Source organism: Streptomyces sp. NPDC085460 (genome assembly GCF_044541975.1).
GTDB lineage: Bacteria > Actinomycetota > Actinomycetes > Streptomycetales > Streptomycetaceae > Streptomyces.
Genome location: NZ_JBITTO010000002.1, coordinates 702,219 through 727,900 on the forward strand (window position 1 = coordinate 702,219; position 25,682 = coordinate 727,900).

17 protein-coding genes are annotated in these 25,682 nt (G+C 74.3%); 13 read left to right on the forward strand and 4 right to left on the reverse strand.

Going from position 1 to position 25,682, the window contains the following annotated elements; all coding sequences use genetic code 11:
• Nucleotide 1: 1 nt before the first annotated feature.
• The 3 genes from ACIGHB_RS07455 to ACIGHB_RS07465 all read left to right on the forward strand — a co-directional run bounded on the left by ACIGHB_RS07455 (nt 2) and on the right by ACIGHB_RS07465 (nt 7,907).
• Nucleotides 2-4,681, forward strand: coding sequence for a putative T7SS-secreted protein (locus ACIGHB_RS07455; RefSeq protein ID WP_399910329.1), 4,680 nt, complete (start codon nt 2-4; stop codon nt 4,679-4,681).
• Between the two features lie 4 nt (nt 4,682-4,685).
• Nucleotides 4,686-5,084: an Imm7 family immunity protein gene (locus ACIGHB_RS07460; protein WP_399910331.1), complete on the forward strand. Its 399-nt coding sequence runs from the start codon at nt 4,686-4,688 to the stop codon at nt 5,082-5,084.
• A 129-nt stretch (nt 5,085-5,213) separates the two neighbouring features.
• Nucleotides 5,214-7,907, forward strand: coding sequence for an AfsR/SARP family transcriptional regulator (locus ACIGHB_RS07465; protein ID WP_399910334.1), 2,694 nt, complete (start codon nt 5,214-5,216; stop codon nt 7,905-7,907).
• 148 nt (nt 7,908-8,055) lie between these two features.
• On the opposite strand, the gene ACIGHB_RS07470 is transcribed toward ACIGHB_RS07465, so the two are convergent.
• Nucleotides 8,056-8,391, reverse strand: coding sequence for a hypothetical protein (locus tag ACIGHB_RS07470; protein WP_399910486.1), 336 nt, complete (start codon nt 8,389-8,391; stop codon nt 8,056-8,058).
• On the opposite strand from ACIGHB_RS07470, the gene ACIGHB_RS07475 reads away from it, so the two are divergent.
• From ACIGHB_RS07475 to ACIGHB_RS07485, 3 genes are all read left to right on the forward strand, one after another.
• On the forward strand, nt 8,390-8,836 hold the full coding sequence (locus ACIGHB_RS07475) for a DUF4232 domain-containing protein (RefSeq protein WP_360314425.1): 447 nt from the start codon (nt 8,390-8,392) through the stop codon (nt 8,834-8,836). The two genes, ACIGHB_RS07470 and ACIGHB_RS07475, sit on opposite strands and share 2 nt — an antisense overlap.
• A gap of 376 nt (nt 8,837-9,212) precedes the next feature.
• Nucleotides 9,213-10,787 (forward strand): S8 family peptidase, encoded by a 1,575-nt coding sequence (locus tag ACIGHB_RS07480; protein WP_399910337.1) that lies wholly within the window; start codon nt 9,213-9,215, stop codon nt 10,785-10,787.
• 154 nt (nt 10,788-10,941) lie between these two features.
• Nucleotides 10,942-12,126, forward strand: coding sequence for a DUF4190 domain-containing protein (locus ACIGHB_RS07485; RefSeq protein WP_399910340.1), 1,185 nt, complete (start codon nt 10,942-10,944; stop codon nt 12,124-12,126).
• Between the two features lie 313 nt (nt 12,127-12,439).
• Here the strand turns inward: ACIGHB_RS07485 and ACIGHB_RS07490 are convergent, their stop codons facing one another.
• Nucleotides 12,440-13,789, reverse strand: coding sequence for a glycoside hydrolase family 18 protein (locus tag ACIGHB_RS07490; protein ID WP_360314368.1), 1,350 nt, complete (start codon nt 13,787-13,789; stop codon nt 12,440-12,442).
• Nucleotides 13,790-13,985: 196 nt separating this feature from the next.
• Here ACIGHB_RS07490 and ACIGHB_RS07495 point away from each other — a divergent pair, with 196 nt between their 5' ends.
• The 5 genes from ACIGHB_RS07495 to ACIGHB_RS07515 all read left to right on the forward strand — a co-directional run bounded on the left by ACIGHB_RS07495 (nt 13,986) and on the right by ACIGHB_RS07515 (nt 18,977).
• Entirely contained in the window at nt 13,986-14,738 is a 753-nt protein-coding gene (locus ACIGHB_RS07495) for a GntR family transcriptional regulator (RefSeq protein WP_399910343.1), read from the forward strand.
• 271 nt (nt 14,739-15,009) lie between these two features.
• Entirely contained in the window at nt 15,010-15,186 is a 177-nt protein-coding gene (locus ACIGHB_RS07500) for an SPOR domain-containing protein (RefSeq protein WP_360314372.1), read from the forward strand.
• Between the two features lie 22 nt (nt 15,187-15,208).
• Entirely contained in the window at nt 15,209-15,655 is a 447-nt protein-coding gene (locus tag ACIGHB_RS07505; protein ID WP_399910346.1) for a (deoxy)nucleoside triphosphate pyrophosphohydrolase, read from the forward strand.
• Nucleotides 15,656-15,815: 160 nt separating this feature from the next.
• Complete coding sequence (locus tag ACIGHB_RS07510) at nt 15,816-16,238, forward strand: ATP-binding protein (protein ID WP_360314376.1); 423 nt, start codon at nt 15,816-15,818, stop codon at nt 16,236-16,238.
• A gap of 144 nt (nt 16,239-16,382) precedes the next feature.
• Nucleotides 16,383-18,977 (forward strand): SpoIIE family protein phosphatase, encoded by a 2,595-nt coding sequence (locus tag ACIGHB_RS07515; protein ID WP_399910349.1) that lies wholly within the window; start codon nt 16,383-16,385, stop codon nt 18,975-18,977.
• Between the two features lie 6 nt (nt 18,978-18,983).
• On the opposite strand, the gene ACIGHB_RS07520 is transcribed toward ACIGHB_RS07515, so the two are convergent.
• Together ACIGHB_RS07520 and ACIGHB_RS07525 are read right to left on the reverse strand one after the other, a co-directional pair.
• On the reverse strand, nt 18,984-19,694 hold the full coding sequence (locus tag ACIGHB_RS07520; protein WP_360314380.1) for a PspA/IM30 family protein: 711 nt from the start codon (nt 19,692-19,694) through the stop codon (nt 18,984-18,986).
• Nucleotides 19,695-19,744: 50 nt separating this feature from the next.
• The gene (locus ACIGHB_RS07525; RefSeq protein ID WP_399910477.1) at nt 19,745-21,802 is read right to left on the reverse strand and encodes a TPM domain-containing protein; all 2,058 of its coding nucleotides are present in this window, start codon (nt 21,800-21,802) and stop codon (nt 19,745-19,747) included.
• A gap of 181 nt (nt 21,803-21,983) precedes the next feature.
• Here ACIGHB_RS07525 and ACIGHB_RS07530 point away from each other — a divergent pair, with 181 nt between their 5' ends.
• Both ACIGHB_RS07530 and ACIGHB_RS07535 read left to right on the forward strand, forming a co-directional pair.
• Complete coding sequence (locus tag ACIGHB_RS07530) at nt 21,984-23,012, forward strand: hypothetical protein (protein ID WP_399910352.1); 1,029 nt, start codon at nt 21,984-21,986, stop codon at nt 23,010-23,012.
• 169 nt (nt 23,013-23,181) lie between these two features.
• Nucleotides 23,182-25,665, forward strand: coding sequence for an ABC transporter substrate-binding protein (locus ACIGHB_RS07535; protein ID WP_399910354.1), 2,484 nt, complete (start codon nt 23,182-23,184; stop codon nt 25,663-25,665).
• The last annotated feature ends 17 nt before the right edge of the window (nt 25,666-25,682 follow it).

Sequence of the window (25,682 nt, forward strand, 5' to 3'; positions counted from 1 at the left end):
CGTGGGTATCGGGGATCTTGTCAGCGACATCACGCCGGACGTCATCGAGGACGCCGTCGAGGACGGTGTCGAGTGGGCCGGCAACCGGGTCGAGGACGTCGGCAACTGGACCGCCGACCGGCTCGACGACGTCGGCTGGGAGTCCGGGGCCGACTGGGTGCGCGAGCAGTCCCGTTCGCTCGCGAACCGGATGGGCGCCGAGGTCGACGAGATGGATCTCGGGCAGACCGAGGACAAGACCAAGCTGATCTACGGCTCGCCCGGCAAGCTCCGCTCCACCGCCGCCCACCTGCGTGACTTCTCGGCCGCCTTCAACGACGTCGGCCTCGGGCTCGAAGGGCTCGACTCCGAGTCCCTCCAGGGACAGGCGGCCGACGCCTTCCGCCGGACGGTGAAGCTGGAGCCGCCCAAGTGGTTCAAGGGCGCGGACGCCTTCGAGGAGGCGGCGAAGGCGCTGGACTCGTTCGAGTCGACGGTCACCTGGGCGCAGGGCCGGGCCCAGGCCGCGATCGACCTGTGGAAGGCGGGCACGAAGGCGTCGGAGGACGCCCTCGACGCCCACAAGAAGAAGGTCGACGGCTTCAACGACGCCGTCGACAAGTACAACGCGACGCCCGCCGACAAGCGGGACCCCGCCACCCTGCCGCCCCGGCCCGGGGAGTTCTCCGACCCCGGCAAGGACCGGATGAAGGAGGCGCAGGACATGCTCGCCGAGGCGCGCCGGCAGCGGAACTCCGCCGCCGAGGCCGCCCGGGCGGCGGTGCGCAAGGCCCGCGACGCGGCTCCGCCCAAGCCCTCGTACGGCGAGCAGCTGAAGGACGGGCTCGACGAGCTCGAACTGATGAAGACCCACTTCGCCATGGGCGCGATCAAGGGCACCGCCGGCATCGTGAACTTCGTCCGGGGCGTCAACCCGCTGGACCCGTACAACATCACGCACCCGGCCGAGTACGTCACCAACCTCAACAGCACCGTCGCCGGGCTCGTCCGGGTCGCCAACGACCCCTGGGGCACCGGCAAGCAGATGCTGGACGACTTCATGAAGGACCCGGCGGAGGGGCTCGGCACGCTGGTGCCGGACGCGGTCCTCACCGTCGCGACGGGCGGCGCCGGCGCCGGCGTCAAGGGCGTGCGGCTCGCCGACGAGCTCGCGGACGCCGCCAAGGCCCGCCGCGCCGACGACCTCAGGGAGACCGTCCGCAGGCCCGACGGCAAGCGGTGCGGGCGCGAGCCCGTCGACTTCGCCACCGGCCGCATGTTCCTGCCGCAGGAGGACGTGCTGCTGCCGGGCAGCCTGCCGCTGGTGTTCCGCCGGGACTTCGAGTCCTCCTACCGGGCCGGCCGCTGGTTCGGCGACAGCTGGTCGTCCACGATCGACCAGCGGCTGACCGTCGACCCGATCGGCGTCGTCCTGCACGGCGAGGACAACCTCCTCGTCCCCTACCCGCACCCCGCCCCCGGCGCCCCGGTGCTCCCCGAGGCCGGGCCGCACTGGCCGCTGGAGCGGCACGCCGACGGCAGCTACACCCTCACCGACCCGGAGACCGGCACCGTCCGGCACTTCCTGGCCCCGGCCGGCGCCGAGCCGGGCGGCGACGGCACCGCCCCGCTCGGCGAGATCGCCGACCGCCACGGGCGCACGATCACCGCCGAGTACGACGAGGACGGCGCGCCGCTCGCCCTCGTCCACTCCGGCGGCTACCGCGTCGGCTTCACCACGGAGAACCGCCGGATCACCTCGCTGAGCGTCGGCGGCACCGAGGTCGTCCGGTACGGGTACGACGAGGAGGGCCGCCTCACCGGGGTCACCGGGTCCGGCGGCGTCCCGACCCGCTTCGCGTACGACACCGAGGACCGGATCTCCTCCTGGACCGACACCAACGGCTCGCGCTACGACTTCGTCTACGACGAGCGGGACCGCTGCGTCTCCCAGTCCGGCGCCGAGGGGCACCTGCGCTCGGAGTTCCACTACGGCGACCCGCACCCCGACACCGGCCTGTCCACCACCACGGTCACCGACTCCCTCGGCCACACCTGGCGCTACGCGGTCAACCGCCACCTCCAGGTCGTCGCCGAGACCTGGCCGACCGGCGCGACCGTCCGCTTCTCCTACGACCGCGACGACCGGCTGCTGTCCCGCACCGAGCCGGGCGCGGACGGCGGTCCCGGCGCCCGCACCGAGTTCCGCTGGGACGAGGAGGGCCGGCTCGTCGAGACCCTCCACCCCGACGGCGGCGTCTCGACGGCCGCCCACGACGCCGCCGGCCGGCCCGTCGAACTGGCCCTGCCCGGCGGGCAGCGCTGGCGGCAGGAGTTCGACGAGCACGGCAACCGGATCGCCGTCACCAACCCGGCCGGGCACACCACCCGCTACACCCACGACGCGCGCGGCCACCTCACCTCCGTCACCGACCCCCTCGGCGCGACCACCCTGATGCGCCACGACGCCACCGGCATGCTCCTGGAGCAGACGGCCCCGGACGGCGGCACCACCACGTACGTACGGGACGCCTTCGGCCGGATCACCGCCCGCACCGAGCCCTCCGGCGGCACCGCCCGCTACGTCTGGACCCCCGAGGGCCGGCTCGCGCGGTTCACCGGGCCCGACGGCGCCGTGGAGTCGTGGACGTACGACGGCGAGGGCAACTGCCTGACCCACACCGACCCCCAGGGCCGCACCACGGCCTTCGAGTACACCCACTTCGACCTGCTCGCCGCCCGCACCGACCCCGACGGTGCCCGCCACGAGTTCGTCCACGACACCGAGCTGCGCCTCACCGAGGTCCGCAACCCGCTCGGCCTGAGCTGGAGTTACTCCTACGACCCGGTGGGCCACCTGGTCGCCGAGACGGACTTCGACGGCCGCACCGTCGGCTACGACGTCGATCCGCTCGGCCGGGTGCTGACCCGGACCGGTCCGCTCGGCACGGCCGTCCGCTACGAGCGGGACGCCCTCGGCCGGGTCGTCCGCAAGGACGCCGGCGGCGCCGTGACGACCTTCGAGTACGACCCCGCGGGCCGGCTGCTGCGGGCCCTGGGGCCCGACGCGGAGCTGACGTACGCCTACGACCGCCGGGGCCACGTCAAGACCGAACTGACCGACGGGCAGGCCCTGTCGTTCTCGTACGACGCGGCCGGGCGCCGCACCCGGCGCGTCACCCCGGGCGGCCACGTCACCACGTACACCCACGACGCGGCGGGCCGGTCCGCCGAGCTGACCGCCGCCGGCCGCGCCGTCGTCTTCACCCGGGACGCGGCCGGGCGCGAACGGAGCCGCACCGTCGGGGAGTCGCTGACGCTGACGTCCGACTGGGACGCGGCCGGCCGGCTCACCGCCCAGGAGCTCGCGCGCGGCGGCCGGCGGCTGAACCTGCGGACGTACGCGTACCGCGAGGACGGCCATCTCGTCGCGTCCGAGGACACCCTGCGCGGCCCCCGCCGCTACGGCCTGGACGCGACCGGCCGGGTCACCGCCGTCACCGCCGACGGCTGGAGCGAGTCCTACGCCTACGACGGCGGCGGCCACCCCGTCTCCGCCGGCTGGCCGGACCGCCTCGCCGCCGGCGACGCCCGCGGCGGACGCGCCTACACCGGCACCCGGGTGACCGAGGCCGGCGCCAACCGGTACGCGTACGACGACGCCGGCCGGCTGGTCCGCCGGACCAAGACCCGGCTGTCGCGGAAGCCCGACGTGTGGACGTACGCCTACGACGCCGAGGACCGGCTCACCGAGGTCACCACCCCGGACGGCACCCGGTGGCGCTACCGCTACGACCCCCTGGGCCGGCGCGTCGCCAAGGAGCGGCTGGCCGCCGACGGCGTGACCGTCGCCGAACGCACCCGCTTCGTCTGGGACGGCCCGCTGCTCGCCGAGCAGACCACCGAGCCGTCCGCCGCGCTGCCCCACCCCACCACGCTCAGCTGGGACCACGAGGGACTGACCCCGGTCGCCCAGACCGAGCGGCTGCACGACGCGGCCACCCGGCGGGAGATCGACGCGCGGTTCTTCGCCATCGCCACCGACCTCATCGGCACCCCGACCGAACTCGTCGACGAGACCGGACACATCGCCTGGCAGAGCCGCACCACCCTGTGGGGCGTGACGACGTGGAACGCCGACGCGTCCGCGTACACCCCGCTGCGCTTCCCCGGCCAGTACTACGACCCCGAGACCGGGCTCCACTACAACCACCACCGCTACTACGACCCGCGGACCGCCCGCTACACCACCCCCGACCCGCTCGGCCTCGCCCCCGCGCCCGACCCGGCCGGCTACGTGCGCAACCCGCTGCGGTTCAGCGACCCGCTGGGCCTCGCCCCGTACGAGGACAACGGCGGGCTCGGCGACCTCATCGAGGTCACCAAGCCCGACGCCGACGCGGACAAGCTGGCCGAGAAGCTCGGCGGCGAGCCCCGCCGGCGCTTCGCCAACGACCCGGACGGCCGCGAGTTCGACGCCATCAGCGACGAGTACGTGGCCCAGGCCAAGCCCGCGGACTTCACCCTGAACAAGAAGTTCCGCAAGCAGGCGCAGGCCACCTTCGAGGCGGCCCTCCAGAGCGGCCGCACACCGTACTTCCAGTTCGACGGACCGCCCGGTCCCGGCGTGGTCGATAAGCTCCAGGAATACGGGCGACGGTACGGCGTCGAGCCGGTGATCGACACGACTCCGCTGGAGTGAGGGCATGTACGAGTTCCATGGCTGGTTCGGCATCTCCGAGGACCCGTACGAGGACGACCTGCCCTCGCTGCGGGCCGGCGTCGAGGAGCTGCGCGCCCGCATCGACTCCGTCGACTGGTCCTCCAGCTGCCGGGTCACCCTCGACGTCCTCAACGGTCTGCCCGTCGTCACCGCCGCCGGACAGACCAACCACCTCGGCCGGGAGGCCGAGGAGCTGGACGCGCTGGTGGCGTACATCGCCCGCCGCTTCCCCGGCTCGTGGGGCCTGCTCCACGACCGCTCCGACGAGGGCGACCTCCCCCACGCCGACAACGCCTTCCGGGTGCGCGTCCTGCGCCGGGGACTCGTCGAGGAGCGCCTGGACCCGTTCCTCTCCCCGTGCAATCCGGTGATCGAGGACTGATCCCCGGCCCCCGCCGCGCCGGTTTCGGCCGAATACCCGCCCCGTGGTGGGATCGGTGCAGGTCGGGGGAGTGGGGCCGCGTATCCTCGGCTGCCGGGGGCAGCGGGGAGATCGGACGCGGAGGTACGGGTGGAGTTCCGGCTGCTCGGATCCGTCGCGGTGGTGACGGAGGGCGGCGACGTCGCCCCGGGGCCGGCGAAGCGGACCAGTCTGCTGGCCGCGCTGCTGCTGCGCCCCAACACGGCCGTGCACGTGACGGGGCTGATGGACGCGCTGTGGGAGGACGAGCCCCCGACGCACGCCAAGACGGTGCTCCAGGGGCACGTCTCGCGGCTGCGGGCGCTGCTCGCCGCGCACGGGGCGGAGGCGTACGGCGTCGAGCTCACCACGCAGGGCTCGGCCTATCTGCTGCGGATGCCGGAGTCGCTGGTCGACGCGCACCGGTTCGAGGAGCTGGTGGGCCTCGCGGGCGCGCAGCGGCACGCCGCCGACACCGTACGGATGCTGCGCGAGGCGCTGTCGTACTGGCAGGGGCCCGCGCTCACCGGCACCGTGCCCAGCGGACCCCTCGACGCCGCCGCCACCGCCCTGGAGGAGCTGCGGCTCTCCTCGGTGGAGGCGCTGGCGGAGGCGTACGGGAAGCTGGGCGAGCACGGCAGGGCCGCCGCCGTGCTGCGGACCGAGGCCGTCGCGCACCCGCTGCGCGAGTCGCTGGCCGCCGCGCTCATGACGGCGCTGGCCCGGGCGGGCCGCCGCTCGGACGCGCTCGACTGGTACCACCGCACCCGCCGGCTGCTCGCCGAGGAGCTGGGCGTCGACCCGGGCGGGGCGCTGAGCGAGACGTACGCGGGGCTGCTGCGCGACCAGGGGGCGGCCCTCGCCCCGGTGCCCGACGCGCCCGAGCCGTCGTCGCCGGGGCCGTCCGCCGTGGGCGAGCCGTCCCCGCAGGGGTCCTCCGCCGTGCCCGAGCTGCTGCCGCGGGTGCCCCGCGGGTTCACCGGACGGGAGACCGAGATCCGGCTGCTCGACCGGGCGGCCGGCGCGGGCGAGGGGCCCGTCTGCCTGGTGACGGGACCGGCCGGGGTCGGCAAGACGGCCTTCGCCGTGCACTGGGCGCACCGTCGGCGGGACGCCTTCCCCGACGGGCGGCTCTTCGCCGACCTGCGCGGCTTCAGCGACACCCCCGCGCCCGAGCCGGGGGTCGTGCTGCGGGAGTTCCTGCTCGCGCTCGGCGTGCCGCAGCAGCGGGTGCCGGAGACCGCGGTGGGGCGCGGGGCGCTCTTCCGCAGCCTGACCGCGGGCCGCCGGATGCTCGTCGTCCTCGACAACGCCCGCTCCTCGGAGCAGGTCAGGCCGCTGCTGCCGGGCGGTGAGGCGTGCGTGACCGTGGTGACCAGCCGGGACCGGCTCGGCGGCCTCGTCGCCTCCGACGCGGCCCGTCCGGTGCCGCTCGGCCAGCTGCCGCCGGACGCGGCGACGGCACTCCTCGCGAGCGTGCTCGGGGAGGCGCGGGTCGCCGCGGAGCCGGAAGCGGCGGCCCGCCTCGCGGGGCTCTGCGACGGACTGCCGCTCGCGCTGCGGGTGACCGCCGCCCGGCTCGCCGAGCGCCCGGGCCGCCTCCTGGGCGCGATGGTCGGCGAACTCGCCGACGAACAGGGCCGGCTGGCCCTCCTCGACGTCGAGGACGTCGGCGTGTCCGCCGCCCTGCGGCTCACCGTGCAGCAGCTCCCCGAGTCCGCCGCCCGCGCCTTCCGCGCGCTCGGCCTGCACACCGGCTCCGACCTGGACCACTTCGCCGCCGCCGCGCTCACCGGCACCACCCCGGCGCGCGCCACGGCCGACCTGGAGCGGCTCGCCGCCGCGCACCTGCTGACGGAGGCGGTGCCCGGCCGCTGGACCCCGCACGACCTCGTACGCCTCTACGCCCGGGGGCTCGCCCCGCAGGCCGACCCGGAGGGGCTGCGCCGGCTCCTCGACCACTACCTGTACGCCGGGCTCGCGGCCGACGCGGCGGCCGAACCCGGCTCACAGCCCTGCTACGCGCTGCCCGCCGACGCGCGGCGGCCCGCCGCGATCCCCGAGTTCGAGGGGCGTTCGGCCGCGCTCGACTGGTACGTGGCCGAACGCCCCGCCCTGGAAGGGGCGGTGGCCGCATCCGCCGCCCTCGGACTGCACGACCGGGCCTGGCGGCTGGCGCTCGTGGCCTGGCCGCTGATGCTGATGCGGCTCCAGGACGGCTGGACCCCGCTCCTGGAGGCGGGGCTCGCCTCGGCGGTGGCGGCCGGCGACCCCGACGCGGAGTCCCGGACGCGGGCGCTGCTCGGCTGGATCCTGCACGAGGAGGGGCGGCACACGGAGGCGCTCGTCCACCTGGAGCGGGCGCCGGCCCTGGCCGCGCTGGCCGGGGATCCGATCAGCGAGGCGATCGCCGTGGTGAACCACGCCGCCGTGCTGGACGCCACGGGGGATTCCGCGAGGGCCCGCGTCCTGATGACGGAGGCGGTCGCGCTCGCCGACCGGACCGGGCACCCGTCGACGCAGGTGCTGACCCTCCAGCACCTGGCGGCCCACTGTCTGGGCGCGGAGGAGTACGAGCAGGCGCTGGAGCACGTCCTTCGCGCCGGGGAACTCGTCGCCCCCGACGCCGTGGTCGTCCAGGCCCAGCTGCGGATCGTGCGGGGTGAGGCGCTGGCCGGCATCGGGCGCGTCGAGGAGGCGGCCCACCAGCTGGAACGGGCCGCCGCCGACGCCGAGGCGGCCGGCTTCACGGAGGGCTCGGCGCGCGCGGCGGAGCGGCTCTCGCGGCTGGCGGCGGGGCGTTAGCGATACGCAAGCGGGACGGCAGCGCGGGGCCGGAGTCTGTACTCGGCTACGACCGGCCACATCTCGTCCGACGCTTCACGCTTCGGCTTCACGCTTCCACGGGGGATCACCGCATGCGTACGACACACCGCACCGCTCACCGCACCGCTCACCGCACCGCCAGGACCGCGCTGCTCGTGGCCGCGCTCGCCGCGGCCTCGCTCTCGCTGACGGCCTGCGGGGGAGGGGACACGGGGGCGAAGGACGCCGGCAGCGCGAGGAGCACGGCCTCCTCCGCGACGCCGTCGGCGACCTCCGCCGGGACCCCGTCCGCGACCTCCTCCACGGCCCCCACGGCCTCCTCCGGGCCGTCGTCCGCCGCCCCCGCCGCCGCGAAGGGCGACGGAGCGGAGGGCTCGGAGACGGCCTCCGGGTCCGGCTCGGGGACCGCCTCCGGGTCCGGCTCGGGGTCCGCATCCGGGACCGCCTCGGGAACGGGCAGCATCACCGACGCCAAGGCCCCGGTCTGCGCCTACGGCGACGTGACGATCACCGCGGCCAAGGCCGACGAGGTGCCCACCGAGCACATCGTCCTGACCGCCACCAACACCTCCGGCCGCGCCTGCCGTCTCCTCGGCCACCCGCTGATCGCCTTCGGCGCGATCCAGACGGCGAAGGACGTGCCGCCGGTCGCCAAGAGCAAGCCGGCCGCCCCCGTGGTTCTGGACCCGGGCGCGCCCGCCTACGCCAACGTGCGGGTCTCGCGCGGCGGTGTCCACGAGGACAACAAGGTGGTCAAGGAGTTCAACGTGAACCTCTTCGCCGCCGCAGGACCGGCCGAGGGCAGCGTCGTGGTGGCCGCCCCGGCCGGCGGTGTCGCCGTGGACGAGGCGGTCGCCGTGACCGGGTACTGGACGCCCGAACTCCGCTCCGGCGCCGACGAGTTCTGAGCCGTGTCGGCGGGTTCGTCTCCCGGGGGATCGGGGACGGGCCCGCCCCCGGGTGTTTCGGCGCGGTGAATTCACGGGCGGCGGGCGGGAGTCGGGGTCGCGCCGCCCGGCGGGGAACCGCGCAGGTGAGCGCCGGGAAACGGTTCCGCCGGAAGTGACGATCAATCATGTCTGGTGTATGGCAAGGGTGTTGCCGTCGTGCGGGTGCCCTTGTGGGATTCCTATGGATCGGTCAATCTTTCGGTCGACGGCAGGGCGGCCGGAAGCCGCGGGGGTCGTGTCGTACCCCGTGCATTCTTGTCATGCCCCTGCCGTGAGTGAAGGTCACTCGGGCTCCATCCCCACGGGAGCACCCCCCACGAGGAGGACACCTCACATGTCAGTGACGCATGACTCGCGCCGCAGAATCTCCACCGCCGCGGCCATAGCCGTCGCCGCCGTCGCCCTCGGCTCGCTCTCCACCCTTCCCGCCGTGGCCGCACCGCCGGCCCCGGAGGGCGTCATCCAGAACGCCGGGGCCGAAGGCGCCATCGCGGGCAGCTACATCGTCACCCTGGAGGACTCGGCGCCGGCCGAGACCGCCGAGGGACGCGCGGTCGCCGCCGAGTACGGCGCGAAGATCAAGAAGACGTACACCTCCGCCCTCAACGGCTACAGCGTCGAGCTCTCCGAGGCGCAGGCCAAGAAGCTCGCGGCCGACCCCGCCGTGAAGTCCGTGGCGCAGAACCGCGTCTTCAGCATCAACGCGACCCAGCCGAACCCGCCGTCCTGGGGCCTGGACCGGATCGACCAGCGGGCCCTCCCGCTGAACCAGAGCTACACCTACCCGGACACCGCCGGTCAGGGCGTCACCGCGTACATCATCGACACCGGCGTCCGCATCAGCCACAGCGACTTCGGCGGGCGCGCCTTCAACGGCTTCGACGCCGTGGACAACGACAACGTCTCCCAGGACGGCAACGGTCACGGCACCCACGTGGCCGGTACGGTCGCGGGCTCCGCCTACGGCGTGGCCAAGAAGGCCAAGATCGTCGGCGTCCGGGTGCTCGACAACAACGGTTCCGGCACCACCGCCGGCGTCGTCGCGGGCATCGACTGGGTGACCCGCAACGCCGTCAAGCCGGCCGTCGCCAACATGAGCCTCGGCGGCGGTGCCGACGCGACCCTCGACGCGGCCGTCCGCAACTCGATCGCGTCCGGCGTCACCTACGCCGTCGCCGCCGGCAACAGCAACGCCAACGCGTCGAACTACTCCCCGGCCCGCGTGTCGGAGGCCCTCACGGTCGGCTCCACGACCAGCACGGACGCCCGCTCCAGCTTCTCGAACTACGGCTCCGTCGTGGACATCTTCGCTCCGGGCTCCTCCATCACGTCGGCCTGGCACACCGGTGACAGCGCGACCAACACGATCTCCGGCACGTCGATGGCGTCCCCGCACGTCGCCGGCGCCGCCGCGCTCTACCTCGGCGACAACCCGACGGCCACCCCGGCCCAGGTCGGGACCGCCCTGGTGAACGCCGCCACGCCCAACGTGGTGACCAACCCGGGCAGCGGCTCCCCGAACCGGCTGCTGTACGTCGGTGGCGGCGGCACCACCCCGCCGCCCGGGAAGAAGTTCGAGAACACCGCCGACTACGCCATCAACGACAACGCGACCGTCGAGTCCCCGGTCACCGTCAGCGGCGTCGCCGGCAACGCCCCGTCCGCCCTCCAGGTCCCGGTGAGCATCGTCCACACCTACATCGGCGACCTCCAGGTCCAGCTGATCGCCCCCGACGGCACCGCCTACACGCTGAAGGGCTTCGGCACCGGCGGCAGCTCGGACAACATCAACACCACCTACACCGTGAACGCCTCCTCCGAGGTCGCCAACGGCACGTGGAAGCTGCGCGTCACCGACAACGCGAACGCGGACACCGGCAAGATCGACTCCTGGGCGCTCCAGTTCTGACCCGAGCCTGACGCCCCGAACGACCTGAACGCCCGAGGGGCGGCCACCACCCGGTGGCCGCCCCTTCGCCGTGCCCCGCGTCGCGGCCGCCCCGGCCCGACCGCGTACGATGCGCGCGCCCGATCGTCTGTTCGTCCCGCCCCAACAGGAGCACGTGTCCGTGGAGCCGACCCCGCCGCCCCAGCCGCCCGAGCCGGTGACGCCCGGCACCCCCGCGCCGGGCGCGTACCCCGCCGCGGGCCCGTACGCGGCCCCCGGCCCGTACACCTCGCCCGGCATGCCCTACGCCGGCCTCCCCGGCCCCTACGGGCCGTACGGGCGGCCTCCGGTGACCACCAACGGCCTCGCGATCGGCTCGCTCGTCAGCGGCATCGTCTGCTGCCTCCCGCCGCTCGGCCTCGTCCTCGGCGTCTTCTCGCTGCGGCAGATCAAGAAGCGGGGGCAGGGCGGCAAGGGGCTCGCCGTCGCCGGCATCGCGCTCTCCTCGGTCAGCACCCTGCTCGTCCTCGTCGGCCTGCTCACCGGGCAGGTGCAGGAGGCGTTCCAGGGCTTCAGGGACGGCGTGCGGGACGCCGCCTCGGCCCGCCTGCCCATGGAGCTGCGCACCGGCGAGTGCTTCCTGGACGACGCGAAGGAGGGCGAGTACACCCTCGGCGTCGAGGTCGTCGACTGCGCCGCGTCCCACGACGGCGAGATCACCGGCCGGTTCGAGGTCACCGGCTTCGACCGCTGGCCGGGCGAGAAGGAACTGGAGCGGATAGGGGAGGAGCGGTGCGAGACCATGGCCACCGCGTACGCCCTGGACACCTGGACGCTGGGCGAGGACACCTGGAGCCTCTACTACTTCCCGGACCGGCGGTCGTGGCTGGAGGGGGAGCACCGGATCGCCTGCGGCCTCGGCGGCGAGGAGCCGACGAAGGGCTCGCTGCGCTCCGACCGCACCACGCTCACCTCCGACCAGCTCGCCTTCCTGACGCACGCCAACCCCGTCGAGGACGCCGTCTTCGCGGAGCCGGACACCGACCCCGAGGACGACGTCGAGGCGAACCGCGTCTGGGCCGCCGACGTGCGCGCGGCGATCGACCAGGCCCGCTCCGGCCTGCGGGACCGGACCTGGCCGCAGTCGGCGCGGGCGCCCATGGGGGCGTACGTGAAGAGCCTGGACGCGGCGTCGAAGCAGTGGGCGAAGCTGGCCGGGGCGAAGGACGCGGAGGCGTTCTGGAGCGCGTACGACCGGGCGTGGGAGCTGCTGCCGGAGAACGGCAGCGCCGGCGTCCGCAAGGCCCTGGGCCTCACGGTCACGCCTCCGCAGGCCCCGGGCGACCACGGCTCCGCCTGACCTGGAGCGCCGACCGGGTGATCACGGCTCCGCCCGACCCGGAGCGCCGACCGGGCGACCACGGCTCCGCCTGACCGGGGCGCGCACCGGGCGCGTACGGGAAAGGTCCTGCGCGTACGCGGACGGGGCCGGGTCTCCGCGCGAGAGACCCGGCCCCTGTGCGGACCGGCCCGGTGCCGGGCGGCGGCGCCGGGGCGGGGACGGCGGCCCGTGACCAGCCGCCGTCCCGTGCCCCGGTGACGTCGTCACCAGCGGACCGGTCCGCGGCCCCGCGGGAGCCGCCGGAGGGCGGTCCCGGGGGAGCGGGGGTGGTTCAGCGGCGGGTGAGGCCGCGGTCGATGGCGCTGATCAGCTCGCCGTCGGCGGTGTCGCCGTCCAGGGACCAGATCATCGCGCCGCCGAGCCCGTGCGAGCGGACCCAGCCGGCCTTGGTGCGCAGCACGGAGGGGTCGTCGTAGGTCCACAGGGTGGTGCCGTCGAAGAGCCAGGCGTGCCCGTTGCGGTACCCCCGGTGGAGCTTGTACGTCCCCGACTCCGCCAGCTTCTTGAGGTTCTTGTAGTCCTCGGAGCCGGGCGCCCAGGTCGCGGGTGCGGGGCCCGCGGCGGGCTGGCCGAGGCCGTCGCCGCCGCCGGTCACGCCGGTCCAGCCCTGGCCGTAGAACGGCATGCCGACCACCAGCTTGTGCGCCGGGGCGCCGCGCCGCAGCCAGGACGTGACGGTCCCCTCGACGCTCCAGTCGTTCCGGGCGAAGAGCGCGGACTGCTGGTTGGCGGTCGCCTCGCCGGAGACGTGGAAGTCGTAGCCCTGGAGGTTCACGAAGTCGAAGTCCCGCATGATCTTGGAGACTTCGAAGCCCGCGTCGATCTTGGCGGGGGCGGTGGGCACGTACGCGCTGAGCTCGTAGTGCTTGCGCTTCGGCAGTGAACGCCCGTACGTGTCCAGCTGCTTGCGGAACTCCCGCACCACCGCCGTGAAGTTGACCTTGTCCTCGGGCCGGATGATGTTGCCCGGGTTGCCCTCGGAGCCCGGCCACTCCCAGTCGAGGTCGATGCCGTCGAAGAGGCCGGCGGCCGCTCCGGCGCCACCGCGGGCGCCGTCCTGCGGGAGGTTGCCCTTGATGTACAGGTCGATGCAGGAGGACACCAGGGCCTTGCGCGAGGCGGGGGTGCGCACGGCGTCGGAGAAGTACGCCGATCCGCTCCAGCCGCCCAGCGAGATCATGACCTTGAGGTTCGGGTGCTTCGCCTTCAGCTCGCGCAGCTCGTTGAAGTTGCCGGCGAGCGGCTGCTCGGCGGTGTCGGCGACGCCGTCCACGGAGGTGGCCGCGTCGACCGGGCGCACGTAGTCGGCCCAGGGGTCGGAGCCGGGCACCGGTCCGATGACGCACTTGCCGGCCTTGTCGACGATGCCGAAGGCGTAGTTGATGTGGCTGAGCTTGGCCGCGGTGCCGCTCGTGTCCAGGTCCTTGACCTGGAAGTTCCGCCCGTAGATGCCCCATTGGGTGAAGTAGCCGATCCGCTTGAGGGCGTGTTCGGCGGCGGGCGGCCGGGGGGTGGGGTGGTGCGGGTGGGCGCCCGCGGCGGGGGCCAGGGTGGCGAGGAGGCCGAGGGCGGCGGCCGCGGCCGTGCCGAGGGTCAGCTTGGTCAGAACTCTGGGACGCATGGGCTCGTTCCTGTGCGAGGCGGGATGGAGCGTGGACGCGCAGCACGGAAGTTATTGGTCCAGACCAATAGGGGTCAAGGGGTCGGAGGGAGGCGATTCGCCTTCATCACTTCGAGTGAAACTCTGGCCCATGCTTGCGGATGGCCACATTCGGTTGTCAGGCTGTAGCTGTCCGTCAACCTGAGGGGAGTGTCCAGTGACGTTCGGTGAGCAGCCCGCCTATTTGCGCGTGGCGAGCGATCTGCGGCAGAAGATCGCGAACGGCTCGCTCCCGCCGCATACCCGTCTCCCCTCGCAGGCACGCATCCGCGAGGAGTACGGGGTGTCGGACACCGTCGCGCTGGAGGCCCGCAAGGTGCTCATGGCCGAGGGGCTCGTCGAGGGCCGGTCCGGCTCGGGGACGTATGTGCGGGAGCGCCCGGTGCCCCGCCGCGTCGCCCGCTCCGGCTACCGCCCCGCCTCCGGCGCGACCCCCTTCCGGCAGGAGCAGGCCGTCGACGGCGCCCGCGGCACCTGGGACGCGAGCAGCGAGCAGGAGGAGGCCGGCCGGGAGATCGCCGCCCGCCTCGCCATCGAGCCCGGCGACCGGGTGATGCGCACCCGGTACGTCTACCGGGACGGCGGCGAGGCCATGATGATCGCCACCTCCTGGGAGCCGCTCGCCGTCACCGGCCGCACCCCCGTCATGCTCCCCGAGGAGGGGCCGCTCGGCGGCTGCGGCGTGGTCGAGCGGATGGCCGCGATCGACGTCGTCGTGGACAACGTGGTCGAGGAGGTCGGCGCCCGCCCCGGTCTCGCCGAGGAGCTGCTCGTCCTCGGCGGGGTGCCCGGCCATGTGGTGATGGTCGTCGAGCGCACCTTCTACGCCTCGGGCCGCGCCGTCGAGACCGCCGACGTCGTCGTCCCCGCCGACCGCTACCGCCTCTCGTACCACCTCCCGGTCCGCTAGGGCCTGTCCGAGGACCCCTCTCCCGCCGCCCCGCCGCCCCCGCCACCGCCCCCGCCGCCCCACCACCCCCGCCGCCCCCGCCGACACCGGCCGGGGCGGCGGTGTGTTGTGCGGGTGCCTCGGCCGCCATGGGGCGGTTCCCGGCCGATCCGTATCTCTTGGTGAAAATCCGTATCCGCTGTGTGAAGGTCAGGCGTAAGCTCAGGCATATGCGGATCGAGGTTTCCTGGAGATCCTTGGTGATGCCTGGCCCGGCGGAGGGAGAAGCCTGATGACCGACAGCGGCGCCGTCCAACCGTGGCTCGTGATACGGCAGGACGACAACGGCAACCGCTACCGGGTGGGGCGGTACGCCACCCAGGACGAAGCCCAGAAGATCGCGGACACGCTCGACTCCCGCGGCCACAAGCAGATCTACTGGGTCGAACGCGTCGCACCCACCCCCTGATGCCCCGGCTACCCTCGCGGGCATGACCGACAGCACCTCACACCACGGCACCGGACCCGAACGCGGGACCGGTGCCGTGGTCGTCGTCGCGGCCGCCCTTTTCGACGGGGGCAGGCTGCTCGCCGCCCGCCGCAGCGCCCCCGCCGACCTCGCCGGCCGCTGGGAGCTGCCCGGCGGCAAGGTGGAGCCGGGCGAGCGCCCGGAGGACGCCCTCGTCCGCGAACTCCGCGAGGAGCTCGGCGTCGAGGCCGAGCCCGGCGAGCGGATCCCCGGCGAATGGCCCCTCAAGCCCGGTTACGTCCTCCGGGTCTGGACCGCCCGGCTCCTCTCCGGCGAGCCCCGCCCCCTGGAGGACCACGACGCGCTCCGGTGGCTCGCCCGCGACGAACTCGACGCCGTGGACTGGCTCGACCAGGACCGCCCCGCGGTCGCGGAAGCGGCGCGCAGGCTCCCGGCCGCGCGCCCCTGATCCCGGCGTACGGCCCGCCGCCTACGCCGTTCGTGCCACCGTGCGCCGGTAGCCGCCCCCAGAGGGATATTTCGCACCTGATTTCGGGTATGTCCCCTTTGGTCCCTCGGGAGAGGGAGATCCTCTTCCTGCTGCACCACGCTTGGGGAAGTGATCGCGTGTGATCGACACCGACGGCGTCCGCGCCGAGTGGAACTTCCCGGCGGAGGCCGACGCCGTGCGCACCGCCCGCCACGCCGTCCGCGAGACGCTCCGCTCCTGGGAGGTCGACGCGGCCGTGGGGGACGTGGCCGTCCTGCTGGTCAGCGAGCTGGTCACCAACTCGCTGCGGTACGCCTCCGGGCCCATCGGGGTGCGGATCCTGAGGGCCGAGGGAGCGACGACCGACCCGCCCCGGCACTCCGCGCTCCTCGTGGAGGTCTCCGATCCGCTTCCGGATCCGCCCACCGAACGGCCCGCGGGCCCCGACGACGAGGGGGGCCGCGGGCTCGGTCTCGTGGCCTGCTCCGCCCGCCGCTGGGGGACGCGGCAGGGCAGCACCGGGAAAACCGTATGGTTCGAGCTCGCTCTCCCTGGTGAGTAAAGAGAGAGGGACGACGATCACCGGAGCGGGTCACGAGCCGACCGAGACCACCCTGTGATCGTGGACGTCGTGCCGCCGGAGCCCGCCGTGCTGAATACTGCGGGCATGGCCGGTCCGGTGCGGTGAGCTGGAGGGGACGGTCGCGTGAGCGAGATATCCGAGACGACGGGCGGCGTCGTGTGGCAGAGCAGCCCGCCCGGTTCGATCTACGACTACATCCGGGTCGCCTCCTTCTCCCTCGGGCCCGACGGACGCGTCGACCAGTGGAGCCGCCGGGCGGCGGAGCTCTTCGGGGTGCCCGCCCAGGAAGCCCGCGGCAAGGACCCCGTCGAGGCGTTCATGCCCGCCGAGCTGCGCGATCGCGGCCACCAGCGGGTCAAGGAGATCCTCGACGGACGCGAATGGACCGGCCTGGTCCCCTTCCGTATCCCCGGCATCCCGGGCCAGGCGGGCGGCCCCGCACCGGGCCGGACCCACGGCATCGCCGAGATGTACGTGATGCCGAGCGAGACCGAGACCGGCGAGCGGGCCGCCCTCTGCATCGTCGTCGACGTCCGGGCGCTGCGGCGGATCGAGACCGACCTCGCCGCTTCCCAGGCCATTTTCGGCCAATCACCCTTCGGCTTCCTCCTCTTCGGCACCGACCTCACCGTCAAGCGCGCCAACCAGCGCTTCGCCGCCGTCTTCGGCGGTGAGGCCGACGACCACCGCGGCCGGAGCGTCCACGACTACCTCGCCAAGCCCGAGGCCGACCGGATGACCGCCGCCCTCCGCCGCGTCCTGGAGACCGGCGAGTCCGTCACCGACCTCCGGATCACCGGCGCCGCCCCCGGAGCCCGGATCCGCCGCCACTGGTCCATCAACCTCTACCGGGTGCACAGCGGCTCCGGCCGCCCCATCGGCGTCGCCGGTCTCGGCATCGACGTCACCCGCCGGCAGAACGCGGCCCGCGAGGCCGCCAGCGCCCGCCGCAACCTCGCCCTCCTCAACGAGGCCGGAGCCCGCATAGGGAACTCCCTCGACCTGGAGGCCACCGCCCGCGAACTCCTCGACGTCGCCGTCCCCGGCTTCTGCGACCTCGCCTCCGTCGACCTCTACCAGGGCCTCCTCACCGGCGACGAGGCCCCGCCCGGCCGCTGGGGCAGCTCCCACGACGTCGGCTACGGCGCCGGCAGCGCCGAACTCCGCCGCGTCGCCTTCGCCAGCGCCGTCTCCGACACCCCGCTCAGAACCGACGAGGGCCACGGACCGGCCGGCGACGGCGGAGCGCCCGTCCCCATCGAGGTCGGCGCCGTCCACCGCTACCCCTTCAACTCCCCGTGCGCCGGAGCGCTGCGCACCGGCCGCGTCCGGACCGTGCCCGGCGGCGAGGGCGACCTCGTCCACTCCACCCTGGTCGTCCCCATGCTCGCCCACGACACCGTCGTCGGCCTCGCCCAGTTCTCCCGCACCAAGGGCAGCGAGCCCTTCGGCGAGCGCGACCGGGCCCTCGCCGTCGAACTCGCCGCCCGCGCCGCCGTCTGCATCGACAACGCCCGCCTCTACCGCCGCGAGCACGAGCGGGCCCTCATCCTCCAGCGCAGCCTCCTCCCGCCCGGCGACCCCGAGGCGGCGGGACTCGACATCGCCTGCCGCTACCTCCCCGGCACCGACGCCACCGAGGTCGGCGGCGACTGGTTCGACGTCATCGAACTCCCCGGCCACCGCACCGCCCTCGTCATCGGCGACGTCATGGGGCGCGGCCTGCGCGCCGCCGTCGCCATGGGCGAACTGCGCACCGCCGTCCGCACCCTCGCCCAGCTCGACCTCGAACCCGCCGAGGTCCTCTCCCACCTCGACGAGATCGCCCGCGGCCTCGGCGCGCCCATCGGAGCCCAGCAGTCCCGCGCCCACAAGAACCGCGGCCCCGAACTCTCCGAGGTCTACCTCGCCACCTGCGTCTACGCCGTCTACGACCCGGTGACCCGGCGCTGCACCTTCGCCAACGCCGGCCACCTCCCGCCCGTGCTCGTCGAACCGGGCGAGGAGGCGCTGCTCCTCGACGTGCCGCCCGGGATGCCGCTGGGCGTCGGCGGCGAGCCCTTCGAGGAGGTCGAGGTCGAACTCCCCGAGGGCTCCCTCCTCGCCCTCTACACCGACGGGCTCGTCGAGTCCCGCGACCACCCCCTCGACGAGGGCCTCAGCGCCTTCCGGCGGGCCCTCACCCACCGGGACCGCCCCCTGGAGGACGTCTGCGACCGGGTCCTCACCACCCTCGACACCGGCCACGGCGAGGACGACATCGCCCTCCTGATGGCCCGGATCCGGGGACTGCCCGCCGAGGCGGTGGGGGACTGGCGGCTGCCCCGCGAGCCCCGCTCCGTCGGCCGGGCCAGAGAACTCGCCCGTACCCAGCTCACCGCCTGGGGCCTCGACGCGCTCGTCGACACCGTCGAACTCCTCGTCAGCGAGCTCGTCACCAACGCGCTGCGGTACGGCGAGGGCGAGATACGGCTCCGGCTGCTGCGCGACCGCACCCTCGTCTGCGAGGTCTGGGACGCCGGGCTCGTCCAGCCGCGCCGCCGCCGGGCCAAGGACACCGACGAGGGCGGCCGCGGCCTCCAGCTCGTCGGACTGCTCTCCGCGTCCTGGGGCGCGCGCCGCACCCCGCGCGGCAAGACCGTCTGGTTCGAGCTGGGCCTGCCCGACGGCGGGCCCACGGCGGAACCCACCGTGGACCAGCTCCTCAGCATGTTCTAGGGCGTGTCAGGCCGCCTTGAGGGCGGCCAGCCGGGCCGCGATCTCCGCCTCGTCCCCGAGCGCGTCCAGCTGCTCGAACTGGGCGTCCAGCGAGGACGCGGCCAGCTCCTGCTGGCCCAGCGCCCGCGCCTCCTCCCGGCGCACCTTCTCCTCGAAGCGGCTCAGCTCGCTCGTCGGGTCCAGCACGTCGACGCTCTTCACCGCGTCCATCATCCTGTTCTGCGCCTGCGCCGAGCGGGAGCGCGCCACCAGCTCGTCCCGCTTGGCCCGGAGCTCGGCCAGCTTGGCCTTCATCTGGTCCAGGCCGGAGGTCAGCTTGCCCACCACCTCGGTCTGCGAGGCGATCGTCGGCTCGGCCGTCCGCGCCTCCTGCTCCGACTGGAGCTGGCGGCCCAGCGCGACCTTCGCCAGGTTGTCGAAGCGGTCCGCCTCCGCCGTCTGCCCGCCGCCCCGCAGCTCGTCCGCCTTCCGGCTGGCCGCCAGCGCCTTCCCGCCCCACTCGGCCGCCGCCGCCACGTCCTCCGCGTGGTCCTGCTCCAGCATCCGCAGATTGCCGATGGTGGTGGCCACGGCCTGCTCGGCCTCCGTGATGTTGCCCGAGTAGTCGCGGATCAGCTGGTCCAGCATCTTCTGCGGGTCCTCCGCCTGATCGAGGAGGGCGTTGATGTTCGCCTTCGCCAGCTGGGTGACACGGCCGAGGACGGTCTGCTTGCTCATGCGCTGCTCCTTGCAGGGTCGTACGGGACGAGATCGCGTGGACGTGGAACTCAGAAGCGGCCGCCGCCGCCCCGCCGGCCGCGCGTGCCGCTGCCGCCGAAGCTGCCCGGCCCGCCGCCGAAACCTCCGCCCCCGAAGCCACCCCCGAAACCGCCCCCACGCCCGCCCCCTCCTCCGCGGGAACCCCCGCCGAACAGCCCGCCGAGGATGATGCCGCCGAGCACCGCCCCGCCCAGCCCGCCGCCACCGCTCCCTCCCCCTCCTGATACACCGCCCAGGCCGTTCGGGTTCCCGTAACGGCGCACGTCCTGCTCCGCGAGCTCCTGCGCGCGCCGGGCGAGCCCGTCCGCCTGCCGCACCTCCGCCAGCGCCGCCTGCGGCTCGTCCGCGGCCAGCGCCCCCGCGCGATCGAGGCGCCGCTGGGCCTCCGCCAGCCGGGTCCTCGCCTCGCTGCCCACCGCGCCGCGATGGGTCTGGACGTAGTCGGAGGCCGCCCCCAGCTCCGCCCGCGCCGTCAGCAGCGCCTGGTCGAGGAGGTCCCGGGCGCGCCGGTCGCCGGACTCCCGCTCCCGCGCGCCCGCCAGCGCCGCGTCGAGCGCCGTGTCGGCCTCCTCGATCCGGCGCAACGCGTCCAGGGGGTCGTACCGCCCCGACTCCATCCCCCGCCGCACCTCCGCCGCCACCGCCTCCGCACGGGCGATCCGGCCGCGCAGGTCACCCGTGGAGGCGCCCCCGGCGGCCCCTTCGAGGCGCCCGCGCGCCTCGGCCAGGTCGGCGTCGGTCTCGGTGAGCGCGCCGGGCAGCCGGCCCGCCGCCTCGGCCAGCTCCCGCGCCCGCCGGTCCACGGCCTCGATCAGCCGGGCCGCCTGGTCGACCGCGCCCTCGGCGGCCCGTACGTGCACGGCGGCCGCGCCGGTGTCGCCGGCGTCGACGGCCTGCCGGGCCTGGTTGACGTGGGTGGTGGCGAAGACCAGCCGGTCCTTGGCCTGCTCGACGTCGCCGGCGACCGGCGAGGCCGCGGGTCCGGCGTACCGCTCGCGCATCTCGGCCAGCGCCGCCTCGGCCCCGGAGACCCTTCCCGTCTGCTCGCGGAAGGCGGCCTCCACCGCGGCCAGCGCCTCGGGCGCGGTCCGCTCCAGCGCCCGCAGCCGGTCGAAGTCCTCGGTCTCCGCGTCCAGCCGGGCGTCGGCGTCGGCGCAGCGGCGCAGGATCTCGTCGAGCATCGCGCGCCGGGTGGCGTCGTCCTCGGGGAAGGAGTCGTCGAGCTGCTGCCGCAGCCGGAAGGAGGCGGTCAGCTGCTCCTTGGCGAAGGCCACCGCCTCCTCGAAGGGACGGGCCGCCTCCTCGCCGAACTGGGCGGTGGCGAAGCCCAGTTCCTCCTGGCTGGTGCGGACGGCGTCGTCGGTGGCGACCAGCGTCCGCCGCGCCTCGCCGTCCAGCTCCTCCAGGGAGGGCGGCGCGGGCGCCCCCCAGCCCTGCCCGCCGCCGGGCGTGGTGCGGGTGGTGACCCGCCGGCGCCGGCGGGCGTACGCGTACACCGCCGCCGCCCCGGCGCCGCCGACGAGCGCCACCGGGAGGATCAGGTCGGTCCCGGAGACGGAGCCGGGGCCGCCCGGGTCGGCCGGTCCCGGGGTGAGCGACGGGACCGGGACGGGCAGGCCGGCGAGGACGGCGGAGTAGCCGTCGGCGGCGCCGATCGCCGCGCCCGCCCAGTCGTTCTCCCGGAGCGCCGGCTCGATCGCCGTCCGGGCCACATCGTCGAGCTGGGCCTGGGTGAGGCGCGAGTCGGGGTCGGCGGAGTAGCCGTACCGCCGGTCGTGGGTGGCGACGGCGAGCAGCACGTCGTCGAGGCCGAGGCCGTTGCGCTCCGCGGTCGCGTCCGCCCAGTCCTGGCCGTCGCGGCCGGAGAAGTCCCGTACGTAGACCACGAAGAGCTGGATCCGCCGGTCGTCGTAGAGCCGGTCGAGGGCCGCCTCGACCTCGGGCCTGCGGTCGCGCAGGGCGCCCACCCGGTCGAGGATCTGCCCGTCGGAGGGGAGGACGACGGGGTCGTCCGCGCGGGCGCCGGCCGCGGCGGGCGCCACGAGCCACCACGCCGCCACCAGCATCGCGAGCAGGGCTCGGGTGGCTATTCGGGTCACAAAAGGGAGGTTATGTACGGGGCTGCCCCCTCGCGACCGGACGTGGGCCCTTCGGAAACCGACCGCGGAGCGAGGGCGTCCTTGTCGGAGCCGATCTTCACGGTGGTCTCCAGCGGGCGGGGAGGCCCGCGACGCTCAGGGGGCACGGATGCAGGCACGACTGAAACGGATGTGGCGCAAGGGGCGCTGGTGGGTGCTGGGGGTGGTGCTGCTGCTGATCGTGCCGCCGCTCTTCGGCGCGCTCGCCCTGCGCGTCAGCTACGCGGGCGACCTCCGCGACGACGCGCGCACGCGCGGCAGGGACGCGTACTGGATCGGGCACGCGTGGGTGGACGGCCGGAAGACGGACGCCGACCTGACGGCGCTCGCCGAACGGCTGAAGGGCACCGGGATCAAGGACCTGTACGTCCACGCCGGCCCGCTCGAACACGACGGCACCCTGCCCGCCGCCAAGCACCCGCGCGCGAAGTGGCTGACCGACGGCATCCACCGGACGCTGCCCGGGATCCGGGTCCAGGCGTGGCTCGGCGACGTCCTCGCCAACGACGGGCCGGTCGGCCTGCGGCTCTCCGACGCCGCCTCCCGCGCGGCGGTCACGGCCTCCGCCGTCCAGGTCCTCGACGCCGGCTTCGACGGGGTCCACTTCGACCTGGAGCCGCTCCAGTCCGGCGACACCGACTACCTGACGCTCCTCGACGACCTGCGGCGCATGACGAAGGCGCGCGAGGCGCTGCTCTCCGTCGCCGCCCACCAGATCGACCCGCTGCCGGGAGCCCACTCCGCGCTGCGCCTCTTCGGCGACGAGGGCAAGTGGTGGTCGCAGGAGTACTTCGGCGAGGTGGCCCGGCGGGTGGACCAGATCGCCGTGATGTCGTACGACACCTGGATGCCGCTGGAGTCCCTGTACGGCGGGTACGTCGCCCAGCAGACGGCGCTCGCCCTGGAGGTGACCCCGGAGTCCACCGACCTGCTCATGGGGCTTCCCTTCTTCCACGAGGACGACCTGGGCCACCACGAGAACGCCGAGACCGTCGCCGCCGGCGTGCGGGGCGTCCGGCTCGGCCTCGGGCGCACCGACCCGGGCCGCGAGCGCTTCGGCGTCGCCCTGTACGTGGACTTCGCGGAGGAGCCGGGCGACTGGGCCGCCTACCGCGCGGGCTGGGCCCGTACGGGCTGACGCGGGCGCAAGACCGTTCGGGGGCGGGTCCGTTGGGCCGCACGAGTGGGTTCGCCGGGCCCCGCCGCCGTGTCGGAGGGGGCGCGACCGCCGGGTGCCGTTCAGTGGGATGAGTAAGAGAGTCTGATCATCTCGCAATGGCACGAAACCGGACGAAGGGGTAAAAGTCATGTCCCAGGTCGGCGCCCCCCGGGGGAGGACATGGGCCGGTCCGTCCAGGAGTCCCCGCTCCCGGACACTCCGCTCCGTCGCCACCCTCACCAGCGCGGTCCTCGCCGTCACCGTCCTCGCCGGGTGCAGCTCCGACGAGGACGACACCGGACCGGCCGCCGCCCAGGACAACGCGCCCACCGCGCGGGCCCTGGTCGACGACGGCGGCACCCTGCGCTGGGCGGTGGACGCCCTGCCCGCCACCTACAACGTCTTCCAGGCCGACGCCGACGCCGCCACCGGCCGCGTCGCGGGCGCCGTCCTGCCCGCGCTCCACACCCTGGACGAGCGCGGCAGGCCCCGGCTCAACCCGGACTACCTGGAGAGCGCCGAGGTCGTCGAGACCGAGCCCCGGCAGGTCGTCCTCTACAAGCTCAACCAGCAGGCCGTGTGGAGCGACGGGCGCGAGCTCGGCGCCGCCGACTTCGTCGCCCAGTGGCGGGCCCTCAGCGGCCGCGACACCGCCTACTGGACGGCCAGGAACGCCGGGTACGAGCGGATCGAGAAGATCGAGAAGGGCAAGAACGACCTGGAGGTACGGGTCACCTTCGCCAAGCCCTACGCCGACTGGCGCTCCCTCTTCACCCCGCTCTACCCGAAGCAGGTGATGGGCTCCCCGAACTCCTTCAACGACGGGGCCCGCACCGCCCTCAAGGCCACCGCGGGACCGTTCCTCCTCGGCAAGGCGGACCGGAAGACCGGCGATCTCACCCTCACCCGCAACCCGCGCTGGTGGGGCCGGACCGCCAAGCTCGACAGCCTCGTCCTGCGGGCCGTGCCCCGCGCCGGCCGCGAGGACGCCCTGGCCTCGGGGAAGCTCGACCTCGCCGAGATCGACCGCTCCACCGCCGAGCGCATCGCCCTCGCCCTCAAGGACGCCGACGCGGGCCGCAGCGGTGCCGAGGCGGCCCTGCTGCACGGCCCCGGCTCCTCGATCGCCCCCGGCAAGGCCCTCAGGTCCTGGGCGCTGGCCCACGGCGAGGACGAGGAGCTGGCCGAGGAGGTCAGGGCCGCCCGCGCCGAGAACAAGGACGCCGCCGCCCGTTACGCCAAGGCCCAGGACACGCTCGCCGGCTATGTCGTCCGCAAGTCCCTGGAGCCCGCCTACACCCAGCTCTCCCTCAACGGCGAGTCCGGGCCGCTCGCCGACGAGCGGGTCCGGCGCGCGGTCGCCCGCGCCATCGACCGCAGGGAGCTGGCCGAATCCGTGCTCAAGCCGCTCGGACTCCCGGCCGAACCGCCCGGCAGCCACCTCGCCCTGTCGGGGCAGGCCGCCTACGCGGACAGCAGCGACGCCCTCGGGGACCAGGACACCAAGGAGGCCCGCGCCCTCCTCGCCGACGCCGGCTGGGTCCCCGGCGGCGCGCAGAAGAAGCCGGCCGGCACCAAGGCGGGCGCCGAGGCCGAGAAGAAGTCCGGCACGAAGGAGGCGGCCGGGGAGAAGACCACGGAGGAGAAGGCGGCCGAGGAGAAGACCGCAGAGGAGAAGGCGACAGAGGAGAAGGCCACCGGGGACAAGGCCGGCGAGGAGAAGGCCACCGGGGACAAGGCCGGCGAGGAGAAGGCCACCGCGGACAAGGCCGGCGAGGACAAAGCCTCCGACGAGGGCCTCTACATCGTCGGCGACGACAAGCCCGGCGAGCTCCCGGCCGCCCCCGAGATCGGCCCCGGCGGCCCCGAGAGCGGCACCCGGGTGCTGGCCCCGGCCCCCGCCGCCGCCCGGGAGAGCGCCGCCCTCCTCGCCCGCGCCGAGGCCCTCGACACCGGCGCCCGCGCCGCCGCGCGGCCCGGCAACACCAAGCCGGACCAGGGCGTCGCCGGCGCCTACGCTCCCATGGGCAGCGCCGCCCCCGCCGCCGTCCCCGCCGCCTCCCAGGCCCTCGGCAAGGACGGCAAGGCCCTCAGCCTCCGTTTCGTCCTGCCCTCGGGGCCCGGCTCCGAGACGCTGCGGGCGGTCGGCGACAAGATCGTCCGGATGCTCGACACGGTCGGGATCCGCACCGTGGTCACCAAGGTCTCCGACGAGAGCTTCTTCAAGGACCACATCGCCTCCGGCGACTACGACCTGGCCCTCTACTCCTGGCCCGCCTCCGCCTACCCGGCGACCGACGCCCGGCCGATCTTCGCCAAGCCCGAGCCCGCCTCGGACGGCTCCCTGCTGGTCGAGCAGAACTACTCGCGCGTCGGCACGGACCGGATCGACCAGCTGTTCGACCAGGCCGCCGGCACCCTCGACGAGGAGGAGGCGGGCGATCTGATCCGCCAGGCCGACGCCCGGATCTGGGCCACGGCCGGCTCCATCCCGCTGTACCAGCGCCCCCAGCTGGTGGCCGCCCGGGAGGATGTGGTGAACGCCGGCGCCTGGGGCTTCGCCGCCCCCCTGTACCAGGACATCGGTTTCAAGAAGAGCGAAACGACCAAGAGTAGCCCGTCCAACCGCTGAAACCACAGGTCACAACC